This is a genomic window from Paenibacillus sp. P2(2022) (assembly GCF_029522175.1).
Lineage (GTDB): Bacteria > Bacillota > Bacilli > Paenibacillales > Paenibacillaceae > Paenibacillus > Paenibacillus polymyxa.
In genome coordinates this window covers 248,923-266,503 of sequence record NZ_JAKWFI010000003.1, presented here as the reverse complement: position 1 = coordinate 266,503, position 17,581 = coordinate 248,923, and the positions used below count along the sequence as shown (strand labels likewise).

Genomic DNA, 17,581 nt, shown 5'->3' with positions numbered 1-17,581 from the left:
AGAAGAGGTTAAGGAGGAATTGGCATGGAAAAGGAAGCGGCGTCCGCCGACAGGCCCAAACGGATGAAAAGTGGTGAAGCTCCCGCGCCGGACAAGCCGATGCGGTCAGGCTTTACGACGGGGGCCTGTGCGGCTGCAGTAGCCAAAGGAGCGGTACAACTGCTCATTACGGGCATAGCGCCGAAGGAAGCGGTGATATCGCTGCCCGCGGGCTTCGATCATGCATTTGAACTGATCGAGCCTGTGTTGGATGCGGACGAAGCTTCCTGCACGACGATCAAGGACGGTGGCGATGACCCGGATGCCACGCATCAGGCGAGAATTAGCGCCTCTGTTAGCTGGCGCGAGGAGCCGGGCATTGAGCTGGACGGCGGCATCGGCGTCGGGCGGGTAACGAAGCCCGGTCTGCCTGTGCCTGTCGGGCAAGCCGCGATCAATCCGGTGCCGCGCCGGATGATTACGGAGGCCGTATCTGGCGTGCTTGAGGAGCACGGATCGGCCAAGGGTGTCCGTGTCGTTATCAGTGTGCCGGACGGCGAGGAAATCGCCAAGAAAACGCTGAACGGGCGACTTGGCATTCTTGGCGGTATTTCCATACTGGGCACACGCGGTGTAGTCGTTCCGTTCTCCACGTCGGCTTATAAAGCCAGCGTGGTGCAGGCTATATCGGTTGCACAAGCGATGAACTGCGAGGAAATTGTCCTGACCACAGGCGGCAGCAGTGAAAAATATGCAATGCAAATGTACGATCAGCTGACGGAAGAAGCCTTTATTCAGATGGGCGACTTTGTCGGCTTTGCAGTCAAGCATGGCAAACGATTGGGAATGAAGAAGATTATTCTCGTCGGTATGCCCGGCAAGCTGTCGAAGGTTGCTCAGGGTGTCATGATGGTTCACTCCAAGAGCGCTCCGGTGGATTTTGGATTTTTGGCCCAGGTTGCGCGTGAGGCAGGTGTGGATGAGTCGCTTGCAACGGCAGTAGCTGAGGCGAATACAGCTACGCAGGTGGCGGATATGATGACCGAAGCGAATGCGCTGAGCTTTTTTGAAAAGTTATGTACCTATGGGTGTCAGCATTGTCTGGAGCATGCAGGTGGTGGAATCACCGTGGAAATGGTACTGATAACGCTGAAAGGGAACGTGCTGGGGAGGGCGAGAGTCGGTGAGTAGAGTAATTCGTGTCATTGGTATCGGTGAAAATGGAGCGGCAGGTCTGTCGCAGGAGACGCTGGAACAAATTGAGCGTGCCGACCTGTTGGTGGGTGGTGAGCGCCAGCTAGCCTTTTTTGAGGCAGCCGCAGGAGAAAAACGAACATTAAAGAGCGGCTTATCCGCCGTGGTGGAAGAATTGGGACGGTTGCGTGAGCACAAGGATATTGTCGTGCTTGCGTCAGGCGATCCGCTTTTTTTTGGAATTGCAGGCTATTTGTCTGCCAAGCTGGGGGCTGAGCACCTGGATATTTTACCACATCTCAGCTCGGTTCAACTGGCATTTGCGCGTCTTGGTGAAAGCTGGCAGGATGCGGTGCTGGAAAGTGTGCATGGTCGTCCAATGACCGGACTAGCGCAGCGGATCGATGGACAGAACAAGGTCGCGCTGCTAACGGACGACCGGAATGACCCGGCCGCAGTCGCTGCCTATTTACTGCATTATGGCATGACGGAATATGATGCCTTTGTCGGCGAGCATTTGGGAGGACCGGATGAGGCGTATCGGCATTATACGCTGGAAGAGATGGCGCAGGGAACCTTCCAACCCCTGAACGTGGTTGTTTTGCGCCGCCGTAAGGGAGAAGACATGCCAGCGATTCGCCGGGGATTTGGCTTCGAGGATGCGGAATTTCACCAGCGCAAGCCGGAAAAAGGGCTGATCACGAAGCGTGAAGTGCGCGTATTTAGCTTGTCCGAGCTGCGATTGACCGAGCGAAGCATCGTATGGGACATCGGCGCAGGCTCCGGTTCTGTTGCTGTGGAATGTGCGCGGCTGGCCAAGTACGGGCAAGTGTTTGCCATTGAGAAGAATGAAGGCGATCTGGCCAATGTGGAAGCGAACAAGGTCAAATTCCGCACTGATTTTCCAGTGATTCATGCCAAAGCGCCTGCCGGATTGGACGAGCTGCCAGACCCGGATGCCGTGTTTATCGGCGGGAGTGGAGGAGAACTGGCAGAACTGATTCGTCTGTGCGCTTCCCGTCTGCGTAAGGATGGGCGAATTGTAGTGAATGCTGCAACCATTGAGACGCTGCATGACGGTATGAAGGCGATGCAAGCCGTAGGACTCGAAACCTCGGTGACGTTACTGCAAACAGCGCGTAGCAAGCCGATTTTGAATATGACTCGTTTTGACGGACTCAATCCGATATATGTTATTACAGGACAGCCGCCGGTAGACGTGGCTGACGGAGCAGCAGAGGAGTAAGCTGGTAAATCAAGAGGGGGAGAGACAGCATGAATACGGCGGCAGTAGGAACACTTTACGGCGTAGGCGTGGGGCCGGGTGATCCCGAGCTGATCACGGTCAAGGCGTACCGGATGATTCAGGAATGTGAAGTTGTGGCGTATCCGAAGAAGCGCCGGGGAGGCAAATCGTATGCTCACGAGATTGTGGAATTATACGTTAACCCGGAGGAAAAGGAGATGTTGGGACTCATTTTTCCAATGACCAAAGACCCGGTTGTACTGGAGCGGGAGTGGAACAAAACGGTGGTTGCTTGCTGGGAAGCTCTGAGTCAAGGAAAGGATGTAGCCTTTGTCACAGAAGGAGACCCTAATCTGTACAGTACCTTTATTCACTTGGCGCGTCTGATGAAGGATCTCCATCCCGAGGTGCCGATTGTATCTATTCCAGGCATCTCTTCTGTATTGGGAGCAGCGGCAGCGCTGGAATTGCCTTTGGCTGACGGAGATCAGCAGGTTGGTATTATTCCGGCTACGGAGGATCGCGAAGCGATGAAGCGGGCGATTGAGAATCACGATACGGTCGTGTTTATCAAGGTTGCCAAGGTACTGGATTTGATTTTGGATGTGCTGGACGAGCTCAATCTTGGCGATCGTGCCTCTGTCATTACCAAAGTCACGTCTCCTTATGAAATGGTATGGCACAACGCCCGTGAGCTGCGCGGACAGGAGCTTGAATATTTGAGTTTAATGGTGGTGAGCAAATGACGTTGGAGCCAAAGGTATATATCGTAGGAGCAGGCCCTGGTGACCCGGAGTTGATTACGGTCAAAGGCTCCCGGATTCTACGTACGGCAGATGTGGTGTTGTACACGGATTCACTAGTGAACGATGAGCTGATTGCTACGGCTAAGCCCGAGGCACAGGTACTGCAAAGCTCAGGCATGGATTTGGAGCGGCAGGTCGAGATTATGAGCGAGGCTGTGCAGGCTGGGCGCAGTGTAGCCCGTGTACATACAGGTGATCCGGCAGTATACGGTGCGATTTTGGAGCAAATGGTGCTGCTGAAGCAGCACGGAGTAGCCTACGAAATCGTACCGGGCGTCAGCTCGGTCTTTGCTTCTGCGGCCGTGCTGGGTGCAGAGCTAACCGTGCCTGACTTGACGCAGACGGTCATTCTGACGCGTGCCGAAGGCCGTACACCTGTACCGGATCGTGAAAAGCTGCGTGATCTGGCATCCCATCACTGTACAGTGGCGCTGTTCCTCAGTGCAACGCTGGCGAAGAAGGTAGTCGTTGAATTTTTGGCGGCTGGCTGGAGCGAAGACACGCCTGTAGCCGTTGTGCAGCGCGCAACTTGGCCAGACCAAAAAATCGTGCGCACGACGCTTGCCCAATTGCCAGCCGATCTGCGTGCAGCAGGCATTACGATGCATGCCATGATTTTGGCAGGGTGGGCGCTCGACCCGGGGTTAGTGGACAAGGACGCACATCGTTCCAAGCTGTATGACAAGTCGTTCACCCACGGCTACCGAAAGGGAGTGAAGCCTGGTGAGTAATCCATTTGCCGCTGTGGCGATCACGAAGCATGGAGTCGAGATGGTCCGCAATTTGGGAGCCAGCTTTCCGGGTACGGATGTGTATTACATGTCCAAGTTTGAGCGTGGAGACGAGCAGGAGCGTGGCATTCAATTGTTCGAAGGTTCGGTCAAACTGATTTTGCCGGATTTATTCAAACAATATAACGGTATTATTTTATTTATTTCCCTCGGTGCGGTGGTTCGTATGATTGCACCGATTTTGGTGGATAAAAAGGTAGACCCAGCCGTGGTCGTCATTGATGATCGCGGAGAACATGTCATTAGCGTACTGTCTGGGCATTTGGGCGGCGCAAATGAATTGACCCGTCATGTAGCCGCTGTACTGGGGGCACGTGCGGTAATCACGACTGCATCGGACGTGCAGGGCACGATTCCAGTGGATATGTTGGGTCGGGAATTGGGTTGGGTGGTCGATAGCTTCGACAAGGCCACGCCTGTGAGCGCCGCTGTTGTGAACGAGGAGCCCGTTGTACTCATACAAGAGACAGGCGAACGGAACTGGTGGCGTTATGACAAGCCAGTACCTGCACATATCAAGGTATATGCCTCAATGGCGGAAGCGGTACAAGAATCGTTCAACGCCGCGTTGGTCGTAAGTGACCGTTTGTTAGAGCCTGAGGAAGAGGAGAGGTTTCTTTCTAATGGCGTGCTGTATCGTCCTAAAAGCTTGGTGCTTGGCATTGGCTGCAATCGGGGAACTGCATTGGAGGAGCTGGAAGCTGGGGTGCTGAACACCTTGCAAGAGCTGCGTTTGTCTGTCAAAAGCGTACGGAATATTGCTACGATTGACCTGAAAAAGGATGAAGAGGGCTTGCTCGCCCTCTGCGCCAAATACGGCTGGGAGCTGGTGACGTACACTCCGTCAGAGCTGAACACGGTGCAGCTTCCCAATCCATCGGAAACTGTCTTCAAATACACTGGCGCCTATGGGGTCAGCGAACCATCAGCCCTGTTGTCTTCCGGTGCGGACCATTGGCTGCTGGAGAAGAAAAAAAGCGGAAATATGACGTTGTCTGTAGCGCGGGTTTCCTATGACTGACGATATGAAGCAGGCTATACAGCCAGACTCGTCTGCCACGGCACGCAGAAGTCGTATCGTTGTCGCCGGTACGGGCAGCGGCGCGGGCAAAACGACTGTGACTCTCGGGCTGATGAAGGCGTTCGCCGACAGCGGCCTGCGAGTGCAGGGATTTAAGTGCGGTCCGGATTATATTGATCCGACCTATCATACGGCCGCGACCGGAACGCCTTCCCGTAATCTCGATTCCTGGATGACCTTGCCGGATACGGTGCGTGAAACCTTTATCCGCGCATCTGAAGGCGCAGATATCTCCGTGATTGAAGGCGTCATGGGGCTATATGACGGCAAGGACCCGCTCAGCAATATTGGCTCGACCGCCGAAATCGCCATGCTGACGGATAGCCCGGTATTGCTGGTCGTCGATGTACGCAGCATGGCACGCAGTGCGGCCGCAATCGTGCTCGGCTTTCAGCGCTTGGAGCCCAAGCTGCGCATTGCGGGCGTAATCGTAAATCGCTGCGGTAGCCAAGGGCATTACGGCATTGTCAAAAAGGCGATCGAGCAGGAGTGCGGCATTCCTGTGCTCGGCTGGTTAAAGCGCGATGACGGATTGGATATTCCCGAGCGTCATCTGGGCCTGGTGCCTGCTGTAGAACGCGGCGAGCTGGAGCCGCTCTTCCAACGGGCGGCAGAGCTGATTCGCGCGGGTACGGATCTGGATGCACTCCGGGCATTGGCGGATTCGGCTCCGCCGCTCAGTCTGCCCGAGCACCCATTATTTCCTCCAGATCAGCCTCCCACAGCAGGACATGAAGTCGAGACTGGGGAACGTCCCATCATTGCTGTCGCCAGAGATGCGGCGTTCAATTTCTACTACCCCGAAAATATGGATTTGCTGCGCCAAGCGGGAGCAGAGATTGTCTATTTTAGTCCGCTGGCGGGAGAACGCGTCCCTGAGCACGCCAACGGCCTATATCTGGGCGGCGGCTTTCCCGAGGAGTTTGCGGCAGATATCGCTGCCAATACGGGCTTTCTGCAAGATATCCGCAACGCAGTGAGCCGGGATATGCCTGTATTCGCCGAGTGCGGTGGTTATATGATACTGGCCCGGACACTTACGGATCGGGCGGGTCACGCCCACCACATGGCCGGGGTGATCCCTTCGGACGTTCGCATGCAGGAGAAGCGGGCTGCATTGGGATACCGGGAAGCAACCGCATTGCAAGATTGCTTGCTGCTGGAGGCTGGAGAGACGATTCGGGGACATGAATTTCATTATTCGGTCATGAGCTATGATGAATCTGCCGCCCCCTATCCCTTTGCCTATCAAACCAAGGGGATGCGCGGACTCCAGAGTGAAGGTTATGCCAAAGGGAACCTCTTGGCAGCCTACACACACATTCATCTCGCTTCTCTACCCAAGGCAGCAGCACGCTGGGTTGAAAAATGCCGAGCTTACGACTAAAACACAAAAAAGCCGGGTCCCTATAAGGGTCCGGCTGTTCTAAATATAAAGAGAATTAAATCTTACATAACATGGAAGCGTATACATTGTTTTTTTGGGCGATTCGCCTACATGAGCTTTTTCAGTTGGGAAATCCTTCCCTGACTCACGCCAAGCATGGAAGCGAGTTGTTTTTGTGAAGATGCTGGATGTTCTTCCATAAGCTCTCTCATTTTCTCCAAAATAACATCCGTGCGCTGATAAATCTTTTTCATATGCATATTTTGCTTCAGTGGAGGTGACTGGGTTTCAGTCGCTGTGACCGGAAGTAAATCTTCCGTTTTCATCGAGGTGGCACATGCATCGCAGATAAACTGATCTTTAAAATAGGTGTTGGTATCAACCGAACCGCAAAATATACAATTAGTTGATTTGTACTTACGGAGCATGAGTGTTTGGTCTTCAATAAAAAACTCTAATGGATCGCCGATGTCAATCTCCATCGTCATGCGCAACTCTTTAGGAAGCACAATTCGTCCCAAGCTGTCCAAGGGCCGGGTCATTCCAGTCCTTTTCATTCATGCAACCTCCCCAGTGTTTTAAGATTTATAGAATGTATAAGCTTTGAGGCAATTCTTATCAATTCTATAACCGCAAGCATAGATTTCTTACGAAAAGCGGCCCTTCATTGCTATTCATGCATGGACGCACTTTTTTTCTTACGAGTATACCATAAACGGGCGGAATCGCCAGCGTTCATGTTTATAAATTTATAATTAGTTTATTCCGAGCGAACATATATGCTATAATCTTCTGCTAAAGGATTTAATAGGCCGTCTGTAGAATTATTTATATATGCCGTAGCTTGGACAACGATGGCGGTGTTATGGGAAATAGATGAGGGCCAAAGGATTTTTTCAGAGCGTTTTGACCCCACAAACAAGAGACCGTTGGTACGGGACCCGCCTTTAAAGTCCTTATATACAAGTCAGGCAAGGAGGATTTATGATGGAAAAAAGAAAAGCATTGCTGCTAGGAGATTATTCATATCCGGAGTTTCACCCGCTACAAGGGGTGGACGAAGAGATTAGTCATATTTTACAAGATTGGATGACGGTTCAATGCAGTGAGAATCGTAAAATGCTGCTCAAGGAAAATCTAGCTTCATTTGATCTATGCATCTCGTATTGTGATAGCCGTAAGGAGGTTCTGTCTCCTCAACAAACAGCAGGACTGCTGTCCTACGTCAGCGGCGGAGGTGGACTGCTTGTGCTGCATAACGGAATCACATTGCAAGGACGTTATGAAATTGCACAGCTCATGGGAGCGCGTTTCCTGCGGCATCCGTCAGCGGAGCAGCTTTCCTTCAAGGTAACAGAGCCGGATCATCCGATTATGGAAGGAATCGAGCCGTTCGAGATTCAAGAGGAGCCGTATCGTTTTGATTTTGATCCATTCACTGAAAAAACACTGTTAATGGAATACGAGTATGAAGGTCAGTGGTGGCCAGCTGCATGGTCATTGTCCTATGGCTTGGGCAGAGTCGTCTACCTGATGCCTGGACATAATCAGCCAAGTTTCCAGCACGAGGGATACCGTAAGCTACTGCTTCAGGCTGCTAAGTGGGCCGGACGCTTTCCAGGTTAAGTATAATCATTCATTCCAACCATTGTGGGGGGAGCTGCGAACTTTATGCGGCTCCCCTTTTCAGGTTATACTATAGGTAATCACAGGTAGGGGAGGATATATTATGAGCGATTTGTTCAAAAAAGCCATCTCATTGGGGTGGGGCCTCACCGTTGTCAGCAAAGAAAAGGTGGAGAAAGCCGTCGAGGATCTTGTAAACCGTGGAGAACTTGCGCCCTCGGAATCCAAAGCGCTGGTCGATCGTCTGATCGAACGGGGAGCAGAGGAGCAGGGACAATTCAAAACCATGATCCGCGAGCAGGTTAGCCGCATTTTGCAGGAGCTGGAAGTACCTACCGAAAATGATGTCACAAGTTTGGAGCAGCGTGTGGCATTGTTGGAAAAAAAGGTAGCGGAGCTGGAAAAAGAAAAGGCGGCGCTTACGGGTTCGAGTGACGCTGAAGAAGCGAACCGGTTGGATTAAAATGGCCGTTCGCATGAAGCACGCCGGTCGTTACCGGGAAATTGCCATGGCGCTGGCGCGTCATGGCTTTGGCTATATGGTGGAAGAAATGGGACTGTTCCAGCTGCTATCCCTGCCCCGCAAGTGGCTAACGAGAGAAACCCCCGAGTCCAAAACCTTAGGTGAACGGATTCGGCTTGTGCTGGAGGACCTGGGGCCTGCATTCATCAAGCTTGGACAGTTGGCAAGTACACGTGCTGACCTGCTGCCAGAGCCTATTATTCGCGAACTGGTTAAGCTCCAGGATCAGGTACCGCCTTTTTCGCCTGACACGGCGCGTGGCATTCTGGAACAGGAGCTGGATACGTCATTAGAGGACATACTGGTTCGTTTTGACGATGATCCGCTGGCGGCTGCTTCGATCGGGCAAGTGCATCTGGGCAAGCTGCACAGCGGCGAAATGGTCGCGATTAAAATCCAGCGTCCAGGCGTTAATCGCATCATCCGGCGGGATTTGGACATTTTACGGGAACTGACCGCAATGGCAGCCAAGCGCTGGGAATGGGTGGAGCGTTATCAGCTTCGCCAGATGGTGGAAGAGCTGGGGAGATCGCTCATTCAGGAGCTGGATTACAACCATGAAGCTCGTAACACGGAAAAGATTGCGCTCCAGTTTGAGCAGGACCCACATATCTATATTCCGAAAATATACTGGGACCATACTTCCTCACGTATATTGACCATGGAGTTTCTGGACGGAACTCACTTAGGGAGTCGTGAAGAGTTATTGCGCCGTGGTTATAACTTGAAAGAACTGGCGCAGCGGCTGGTCAACAGCATGCTGCATCAAATTTTTATAGAGGGCTTTTTTCATGCCGATCCCCATCCGGGGAATTTGCTCGTCCTGAATAATGGAAGCCTCGCTTATCTGGACTTTGGCATGGCGGGAAGGCTAAGCGAAGAAATGAAGAATCATCTCGCTTCTCTCATGATCGCCCTGATGCGCAAAAATACCGATGCTATGGTTCGCGCCATCGAACGACTAGGGCTGGTCGAACCGGATACTGACCTGAATGCACTGCGAGCCGATCTGGACAAAATACGCGAAGATTACGCGGACGTTCCTTTCTCACAGGTCAGCATTGGCGATGCCTTGAACGACCTGTTTGGCGCAGCACAGCGCCATCGGATTGGTTTGCCATCAGACGTCCTGCTGCTGGGCAAGGCGCTGCTGACACTGGAAGGGGTCGTAGAGCATCTGGACCCTGATCTCAGCATTATTGCTTTGGCCGAGCCTTTTGGCAATAAGCTGCTGAAGGAACGCTTCAGCGGTCGCCGTATTCGGGGCAAGCTGTTGGGGAGTGCAACCGAGCTGATGGAGACGCTGATGGAACTGCCGAGACAGACGAGGCATCTGGCCTCAATTATCAGCAAGGGTAAGCTTAAACTGGAAGTTACTGTACCAGAGCTGGAACAGCTTTTGCGCAAGCTGGATCAGATCAGCAATCGCCTGTCATTCAGTATTGTGCTGTTAGCATTCAGCATTATTATGGTCGGGCTGATTATCGGTTCATCGCTAAATCACCAGGCGACCATGCTGTGGAACGTACCTGCGATTGAAATTGGTTTTGTTGTAGCGCTCTTGATGGTTGCCTTTTTACTATATTCAATTTTTAAATCAGGAAGATTCTAGATATCGACAACAAAGGAGGCGTCATGGACACTCATAAGATGAACACTGTCTCAATGAATACTCTTCAAATTACAGATGTACCGTGGCACCGCCTGACTACTCCTTATGGTAGGGGCACGGACCTGCCGCATTTGATATCCAATAGGGAGTATGCAGCCATCGCTGATCTGATAGAGCATCAAGGTACATTGTGGCAGGTTACCCCATGGGCGCTACTATTCTTATTGCGGAATATGCATGCGAGAAGCCCGCAGGATATCACGCTGAGTGAGTTGGATTTGTACCATACGGTTGTTCAAGCATTGGACATGGAAAATCTACAAGCGGACTCACAGAAGTCTGTAGAATCCTTGACTATGCTGCTAGAAGAGAAATATTTGTGGCCGGTAGACAGCGCTCCAGAAGATGATGAAGTGGAGTGGGAAGAGGAAGAAGCACGTGGCTATGATCCGGTAGCTTTTTGGAGCTATTATGTCTATAGCTGTCGGTTACTAAAGCAAGCGCTGCCTGATTTTGAGAGTTTGCTCCAGCGCTATGCGGACTCAGAGATTGCTGAATCCCTATCAGAGCTTGTGCAGCAATTACGAAAATTTTAAATATAAGAAAACGAATTAGATAAAGAAAACGGGCGATATTTCAAGTAAATAGACGTTTTCATTCTGTAAACAGCCTTTTAACTCATTCGTCTCTGCGAATCCCTTGCGTTATAATGATGGACTGGATGTAACGGAAGGGGTTCGTTTGAGAGAGACGAGCTGAATGATAGGAGAGCCTTAGCGTTTGACCGCTGGACGGATGCCCAAAGCAAGATCGGGTTGCGGGTCAAAATGCTGTTCTCTGTGAATATAGGAGGCTGGAACGAAACAGTATGAATCTTAGACAACAATGGTTCGGTAATATCCGGGCTGATATACTTGCGGGCATGACCGTGGCGCTGGCATTGATACCAGAGGCGATTGCCTTCTCCATCATTGCAGGTGTCAACCCTATGGTCGGACTGTATGCCTCCATCTCGATGGCGATTGTCATTTCTTTTGCAGGTGGACGTCCGGCGATGATCTCGGCAGCAACCGGGGCTGTAGCTGTAGTGGTTGTTGGTTTGGTCAAAGATTATGGCGTGGAGTATTTGTTTGCAGCTACTATTTTGGCTGGGATCATTCAGGTACTGCTGGGTGTTTTGAGAATAGGTCGCTTTATTAGCTTTATTTCACAGCCGGTCATGACCGGGTTTGTGAATGCGCTGGCGATCCTCGTCTTTATGGCGCAACTCACCCACTTTCATGGAGCCAATTGGATCATGTACGCGATGGTAGCGGGGACATTGCTCATTGTGTATATTTTACCGAGATTTGTGAAAAGCATTCCCGCCCCGTTGACAGCAATCATTATCATGACGATCATTACGTATGTTTTTGGATTGAATGTCAAAACGGTAGGGGATATCGGTACGCTGACCAGCTCGCTGCCTTCATTCCATTTGCCGCAAATTGAGTGGTCGTGGCACACGTTGCGGATATTGCTGCCATATTCCTTTACGATGGCGCTGGTTGGACTGCTGGAATCACTGCTGACAGCCAGTATTTTGGATGAAATGACCGAAACGAAAAGCAATAAAAACCGGGAAGCCCGTGGGCAAGGGATTGCCAACTTTGTAAATGGCTTTTTTGGGGGTATGGGTGGCTGTGCCATGATCGGACAATCCGTCATTAATGTAAGCTCAGGCGGAAGAGGACGTCTGTCCACTTTCACGGCTGGGGTGTTCTTGGCCTTTCTGCTGCTCGTGCTTGGCGGTGTTGTAAAGGAAGTACCTATGGGCGCATTGGTGGGAGTCATGTTCATGGTGTGTATCGGAACCGTGGATTGGAAGTCGCTCCGAAACATCGCCAAGGTTCCCAAAGCAGATACGTTTATTATGGTGGTCACGGTCATCATCGTGGTGGCTACGCACGATTTGTCCAAGGGCGTGATCGTAGGCGTACTGTTGAGTGCCCTGCATTTTGGCTGGAAAATGGCTAAAATCCGTATCAGTGCGACTGAGGATCAGGAAGCAAAGGTGTACCATGTCAGAGGGCCGATGTTTTTCGCCTCAACGACTCATTTTGTCGATCATTTTGAACCTTCGGATGATCCGGAGCGCGTTGTAGTGGACTTTAGCCATTCACATGTGTGGGATCACTCGGCGGTTACTGCCATTGGCAAGGTGCTGCAAAAATACAGAAACGCAGGTAAATCTATTACCTTACAAGGGTTAAATGAGGAAAGTCGTTTAATTGTGGAAAAGCTCGGTGGTCCTGTAGTTACAGAGCCGATCGTGTGATGAATCGTATAGCATAAAGCAAAGCCTAAAATGGAATTCATCCATTTTGGGCTTTTTTTATTTATTTCTGAAATGAAATAACGGTTTTCTTTCTTAATCATAGATAAATATGACAAATTTTCAGCAAAGTATTGACGTAATAAATGGGCAGGAATACAATCATTGTTATTAAGCATAGCAAATACATAGGAATAATTGAAAATTGAAAGGTATGTACATATGAACTTAGACTGGGAGTTTATTGTAGAAAGCTTGCCGCTATATGGAGAGGCCATGTGGCTGACGTTGAAGATTGCCTTTTTTGCTATTCTGTTTTCATTAGTCGTCGGTTTGCTGTGTAGCATAGTGCTGTATTACAGGGTGAGAGGAATTAGTGGAATTATTGTAGCCTATATCGAGCTTTCCCGAAATACGCCGCTGCTTGTACAGTTATATTTTCTGTACTACGGGTTTACCAAAATAGGTCTGCATATGAGCGAAATGACGTGTGCTATTGTGGGCATGACCTTTTTGGGCGGGGGCTATATGGCTGAGGCGTTCCGTGGTGGAATCGAAGCTGTGAGTAAAACCCAAACGGAATCCGGGCTGAGTCTCGGACTGTCCAAGATACAACTGGCAAGATATGTTATTTTGCCGCAGGCATTTGCCATCAGTATTCCGTCTTTGGGAGCCAATGCAATCTTTCTGCTCAAGGAAACTTCCATTGTGGGTGCCATTGCTTTACTAGATCTGATGAATGTGGCAAAGGACCTGATCGGTATGTACTACAAAACGACAGAATCGTTGATTCTGCTGGTATTGGCATATCTCGTTTTGCTTTTACCTTTGTCGATGCTGCTGACGTGGGTGGAAAGGAAGGTGCGATATGCTGAGTTCGGGGATTAATGTGCTTTTTGAGGGTTCGAATTTTGAACGTCTGTTAGGGGGATTGCTGGTTACGCTGGAAATTGCATTACTCTCCATTATTATCGGTACGCTGCTAGGCATTTTGATGGGTCTGCTACGCACTTTACAATCAAGACCGATTCGATTTGTGCTGAGATTTTATTTGGAGACATTTCGCATTATTCCGATTTTAGTGTGGTTGTATGTCGTGTATTTTGGATTTACGCCTTTGCTGAATGTGAATATCAGCGGGGAACTAACGGCCGTTATCGTATTCAGTCTGTGGGGAGCAGCCGAGATTGGTGACATCGTACGTGGTGCGCTGGAATCACTGCCTAAGCATCAGGTGGAATCCGGGCAGGCATTAGGGCTAACCTATTGGCAATTATACCGTCATGTGCTCATTCCCCAAGCGGTGCGCCGAATGCTTCCGGGTTCTATTAATCTGGCGACACGGATGATCAAAACCACGTCACTCGTGGTACTGATCGGTGTAGTGGAAGTGGTCAAGGTTGGGCAGCAGATTATTGAGCTTGGTGTAATCAAAGCGCCTTCGGCATCCTTTTGGGTGTATGGCTTTATTTTTATATTGTATTTTCTTGTATGCTATCCGTTATCCAGACTTTCCAAAAGATTTGAACGCAGATGGCAAAATTAGCAGGATGGGGTGGTGTCATGGAAGAGGCTGTGGAGGTTTTATTGGAAATTCGAGGGCTGGACAAAAGCTTCGGCGACCGAAAAGTGCTGCAGCAGATTAGTCTGGACGTAAGGAAAGGGGAAGTCGTGGTCATTCTCGGTCCTTCGGGATGTGGAAAAAGCACGCTTCTTCGGTGCCTCAATGGTCTGGAGCCAGTTCAGGGCGGAGATATCCGTTATAGAGGACAGGATCTGACGGATAGAAAAGTGAATTGGCGTGAGGTGCGGCAGCATATCGGAATGGTGTTCCAAAACTATGAGCTGTTTCCGCATATGACCGTCTTGGAAAATATATTGCTCGGCCCGCTTAAAGTTCAGCGGCGAAACAAGCAGGAGGCGCTTGCGCAAGCGGAGCAGCTATTGGAGCGAGTCGGTCTGCTGGATCGCAAGGATGCGTATCCGCGACAATTATCAGGCGGGCAAAAGCAACGGATTGCGATTGTGCGCGCCCTGTGTATGAATCCTGAAATTATGCTTTTTGATGAGGTCACCGCATCCTTGGACCCGGAAATGGTCAGAGAGGTGCTGGATGTCATGCGAGAGCTGGCCCAACAGGGGATGACGATGATTATCGTGACGCATGAGATGGGGTTTGCCAAGTCGGTAGGAGATCGTATCGTTTTTATGGATCAAGGACAGATATGTGAAATGACTACACCACAGCAATTTTTTACCCAACCGGAAACAGAGCGTGCCCAGCACTTTCTGGATATATTTCAGTACGAAACGTTATAAATAAGGGGATGAATACAGATGAGAAAAGGGATGAAGTTCACAACGTTATTACTGGCTTTGAGCTTGCTGCTCGTCGGCTTGGCGGGATGTGCAGGAGGCGGGAATACCAATGGTAGTTCAAGCTCGGCTAAATTTGCTTCAATTGAGGACATTAAAAAGAATGGCAAGATTCGAATCGGTGTATTCGCGGATAAGCCGCCTTTTGGCTACGTAGATTCAGAAGGGAAAAATCAAGGCTTTGATGTGTATATTGCGAAACGGTTTGCCAAAGACCTCTTGGGCGACGAGTCGAAGGTGGAGTTCGTTCTGGTGGATGCCGCCAGCCGGGTTGCCTATTTGGAATCCAACAAGGTAGATATCATCATGGCTAACTTTACTGTGACCGATGAACGTAAAGAAAAAGTCGATTTTGCTAACCCGTATATGAAATTATCCTTTGGCATTGTGTCACCCGACAGTGCTCCCATCACCACGATTGACCAATTGAAGGGCTCGGATCAAAAGCTGATTGTTGCCAAGGGAACGACAGCAGAGACCTATTTTACGAAAAATTATCCTGACATCAAGCTGCTCAAATTCGATCAATACACCGAAATCTTCTCGGCTCTCAAAGACAAACGCGGTGCCGCCATTGCGAACGATAATACAGAGCTGATCGCTTGGGCCAAGGCCAATCCCGGCTTTACCGTAAGCATTCCAGCCTTCGGTGGTCAAGATACGATTGCCCCTGCAGTAGCGAAGGGAAATAAGGAACTGTTGGATTGGATCAACAACGAACTGGCTACGTTGGGTAAAGAAAATTTTGTCCATCAAGCCTATAAGGACACACTGACCTCCGTTTACGGAGAAGGCTTTACGGATCAATTGGTTGTGGAGGGCGGCAAGGTTAATTAATCATCGTATAAATTGCTATTAAGTATAAAAAAGCGTTGGGCTTGCTGTCCCGACGCTTCTTGCATATGGGCAAAGGGAGATTCGCAAGTTTTAATCGAGATAATACTTCCCCAAAATCTCTTGCATGCTCGTAAATTTCATTATATAATTTTAAATGATTATGATTCTCATTATCATTTAAGTCTTTAGGCGCAGACTCCCAATATGAGCCTAAGTGAATAGGATGGTGCTTTATACATGGCTAAAACGGATGTGGCTACTGCCAGAAGACAGCTCAGCAGTCCGAACAAGGTAACGCGCAGACGGGCTTTAAGAACGATCAAAGCTGCGAAGCGCGCGAAGTAACAAGCTTCAAGTTAACTGCAAATGGCAATACCAGTGTCAAATTTTTTAGTCTCCTCGTTTTGATATTGCACCTGCCTTCCTGATGGTGGTACACAGGAAGGCAGGTGTCTTTTTTTATTTCTTTTGTGCAAACAGCCATTCAATCATATCCAGATTTTGTAAAGCAGGAACCCAGGAGAAGTGTCCTGTAGGTTTGATAATCCCTGCTTCGTATTCAGTGAAGTGAATGAGGTTTCCGTTCTGTGCTTTGATAGCAGCAACCATTTCTTCTGAGTTCTTAGGACTTACTGTCGTATCGTCCGCCGCATGGAAGGCCCAAATAGGAACGTTCTTCAATATTTCAACGTGTGCAGGGTCAACAGGGGCATACATGTTAACAGCCTTTTCATAGTTGGTCAGTCCGGCAATCGGTACGCCAGCAGCGAACAGATCAAGATTTTTTTCTAACAATCTCCATGTCCCCATAGCTCCTTGAGAAATACCTACGATATAGATGCGGTTGGTGTCGATCGGATATTTCAAGGCCGTTTCACGTACCAAATCGGCAACAGCACTGTTGCGCGGTTCATCTGCCCAAATAAATTTATGCTCTAGGTCAATCGGGCTTTGAGGAGCGATGACGAAGGATGGGTGCTTGGCTTGCTGCTCAGGAGAAGCCCAAGTAACGGCCCCGGCATTCGCTAACAGGTTAACCCCGTTTCCGTCACCACGTTCGCCGTTGCCATGTAGAAACACAACCAGCGGATAGGTTTTGCCAGGTTCTACTTTAGGCTCAAACGTAAAGTAGTTCAGTTTGAAGCCGGCTTTATTTTCAAAAGTGTTTTTTTGAAAATCGTCTACGATGGGTGTCACTTTATCGGTTGCTTTTACAGTCTGTGCAGAGGCTGGAACGACTGTTTTCTTCGAAGTTGAAATATCTTTCTTTTGGCTAATGTAATAGTTCAGCGGATTAATACGATTGACTGCGCTTGTCGAATCGTAAGTAAGGGTGCTTGCATTTTTATCCTGCGTGTCCAGCTCGATTACGACATATTTGCCATAAGTGCTGCGGTTGGTGATGGCACCCGTATCATTGGTGTATACACCAGTCACAGTTCTGTCTGCGTATACATCATTAAGCACAGATTGAACCTGAAAACTGGAAGTGGACAGGGATGATCCGTCAATATTGGTGCTGTATTTCATTACAACGGCAGAAACAACCTCACCCAGAGGCTGGACCTCAGTAAGCAGGGTTGCCTGTGGTGCTGGAACATCGGCTGCTGCGGCAGAGCTGGAGGATGGATAAAAGATCGTAAGCAGGAGCACGAAAGATAGTAGAACAAGGGCGAAACGTCTTTTTTGCATAAGATAATCTCCTTTGGCGTTTTTATAAAGCGCTTACTATATGCTCAGGATGCTTGACTGTATGCTGTAGAACTCATACAAATCAAAAAAAGGCAAACTCCGGGTACACAAGTGTAC

18 protein-coding genes are annotated in these 17,581 nt (G+C 49.8%); 16 read left to right on the top strand and 2 right to left on the bottom strand.

The annotated features are described in order from the left end of the window. Nucleotides 1-24: 24 nt before the first annotated feature. Genes MMB75_RS12965 through MMB75_RS12940 form a run of 6 tightly spaced genes read left to right on the top strand, consistent with a single transcriptional unit; the run spans nucleotide 25 to nucleotide 6,484 of the window. Complete coding sequence (locus MMB75_RS12965) at nucleotides 25-1,170, top strand: cobalt-precorrin-5B (C(1))-methyltransferase (protein WP_277507914.1); 1,146 nt, start codon at nucleotides 25-27, stop codon at nucleotides 1,168-1,170. Continuing rightward, the gene (gene cbiE, locus MMB75_RS12960) at nucleotides 1,163-2,419 is read left to right on the top strand and encodes a precorrin-6y C5,15-methyltransferase (decarboxylating) subunit CbiE (protein WP_277507913.1); all 1,257 of its coding nucleotides are present in this window, start codon (nucleotides 1,163-1,165) and stop codon (nucleotides 2,417-2,419) included. The genes MMB75_RS12965 and cbiE overlap by 8 nt, the downstream gene beginning before the upstream one ends. Nucleotides 2,420-2,448: 29 nt before the next feature. Further along, a complete protein-coding gene (cobI, locus tag MMB75_RS12955) occupies nucleotides 2,449-3,165 on the top strand; it encodes a precorrin-2 C(20)-methyltransferase (RefSeq protein WP_277507912.1) in 717 nt (238 codons plus the stop codon). Further along, entirely contained in the window at nucleotides 3,162-3,956 is a 795-nt protein-coding gene (gene cobM / locus MMB75_RS12950; protein WP_277507911.1) for a precorrin-4 C(11)-methyltransferase, read from the top strand. The genes cobI and cobM overlap by 4 nt, the downstream gene beginning before the upstream one ends. After that, the gene (locus MMB75_RS12945) at nucleotides 3,949-5,037 is read left to right on the top strand and encodes a cobalt-precorrin 5A hydrolase (RefSeq protein WP_277507910.1); all 1,089 of its coding nucleotides are present in this window, start codon (nucleotides 3,949-3,951) and stop codon (nucleotides 5,035-5,037) included. The genes cobM and MMB75_RS12945 overlap by 8 nt, the downstream gene beginning before the upstream one ends. Further along, on the top strand, nucleotides 5,030-6,484 hold the full coding sequence (locus MMB75_RS12940) for a cobyrinic acid a,c-diamide synthase CobB (RefSeq protein ID WP_277507909.1): 1,455 nt from the start codon (nucleotides 5,030-5,032) through the stop codon (nucleotides 6,482-6,484). The genes MMB75_RS12945 and MMB75_RS12940 overlap by 8 nt, the downstream gene beginning before the upstream one ends. A gap of 107 nt (nucleotides 6,485-6,591) precedes the next feature. Here the strand turns inward: MMB75_RS12940 and MMB75_RS12935 are convergent, their stop codons facing one another. Then, the gene (locus MMB75_RS12935; RefSeq protein ID WP_016822806.1) at nucleotides 6,592-7,041 is read right to left on the bottom strand and encodes an AbrB/MazE/SpoVT family DNA-binding domain-containing protein; all 450 of its coding nucleotides are present in this window, start codon (nucleotides 7,039-7,041) and stop codon (nucleotides 6,592-6,594) included. Nucleotides 7,042-7,471: 430 nt separating this feature from the next. Here MMB75_RS12935 and MMB75_RS12930 point away from each other — a divergent pair, with 430 nt between their 5' ends. The 10 genes from MMB75_RS12930 (at nucleotide 7,472) to MMB75_RS12885 (ending at nucleotide 16,117) form a co-directional block, all read left to right on the top strand. Continuing rightward, a complete protein-coding gene (locus tag MMB75_RS12930) occupies nucleotides 7,472-8,110 on the top strand; it encodes a ThuA domain-containing protein (RefSeq protein WP_016822807.1) in 639 nt (212 codons plus the stop codon). A 103-nt stretch (nucleotides 8,111-8,213) separates the two neighbouring features. Beyond that, nucleotides 8,214-8,573 (top strand): phasin family protein, encoded by a 360-nt coding sequence (locus MMB75_RS12925; RefSeq protein ID WP_016822808.1) that lies wholly within the window; start codon nucleotides 8,214-8,216, stop codon nucleotides 8,571-8,573. Nucleotide 8,574: 1 nt separating this feature from the next. Continuing rightward, on the top strand, nucleotides 8,575-10,245 hold the full coding sequence (locus MMB75_RS12920) for an ABC1 kinase family protein (RefSeq protein ID WP_090888840.1): 1,671 nt from the start codon (nucleotides 8,575-8,577) through the stop codon (nucleotides 10,243-10,245). A gap of 23 nt (nucleotides 10,246-10,268) precedes the next feature. Further along, on the top strand, nucleotides 10,269-10,841 hold the full coding sequence (locus MMB75_RS12915; protein WP_277507908.1) for a hypothetical protein: 573 nt from the start codon (nucleotides 10,269-10,271) through the stop codon (nucleotides 10,839-10,841). Between the two features lie 272 nt (nucleotides 10,842-11,113). Continuing rightward, entirely contained in the window at nucleotides 11,114-12,562 is a 1,449-nt protein-coding gene (locus tag MMB75_RS12910; RefSeq protein ID WP_019688861.1) for a SulP family inorganic anion transporter, read from the top strand. Nucleotides 12,563-12,781: 219 nt separating this feature from the next. Further along, on the top strand, nucleotides 12,782-13,447 hold the full coding sequence (locus MMB75_RS12905; RefSeq protein WP_016822815.1) for an amino acid ABC transporter permease: 666 nt from the start codon (nucleotides 12,782-12,784) through the stop codon (nucleotides 13,445-13,447). Continuing rightward, a complete protein-coding gene (locus MMB75_RS12900; RefSeq protein ID WP_016822816.1) occupies nucleotides 13,428-14,105 on the top strand; it encodes an amino acid ABC transporter permease in 678 nt (225 codons plus the stop codon). Before MMB75_RS12905 ends, MMB75_RS12900 begins: the two co-directional genes overlap by 20 nt. 17 nt (nucleotides 14,106-14,122) lie before the next feature. After that, complete coding sequence (locus MMB75_RS12895) at nucleotides 14,123-14,878, top strand: amino acid ABC transporter ATP-binding protein (protein ID WP_045244682.1); 756 nt, start codon at nucleotides 14,123-14,125, stop codon at nucleotides 14,876-14,878. Between the two features lie 18 nt (nucleotides 14,879-14,896). After that, nucleotides 14,897-15,772, top strand: coding sequence for a cysteine ABC transporter substrate-binding protein (locus MMB75_RS12890; RefSeq protein WP_025366052.1), 876 nt, complete (start codon nucleotides 14,897-14,899; stop codon nucleotides 15,770-15,772). A gap of 237 nt (nucleotides 15,773-16,009) precedes the next feature. Beyond that, nucleotides 16,010-16,117: a putative metal homeostasis protein gene (locus MMB75_RS12885; protein ID WP_016822819.1), complete on the top strand. Its 108-nt coding sequence runs from the start codon at nucleotides 16,010-16,012 to the stop codon at nucleotides 16,115-16,117. Between the two features lie 114 nt (nucleotides 16,118-16,231). Here MMB75_RS12885 and MMB75_RS12880 read toward each other — a convergent pair whose 3' ends face one another. Then, entirely contained in the window at nucleotides 16,232-17,464 is a 1,233-nt protein-coding gene (locus MMB75_RS12880; RefSeq protein WP_045244681.1) for a PHB depolymerase family esterase, read from the bottom strand. Between the last annotated feature and the right edge of the window lie 117 nt (nucleotides 17,465-17,581).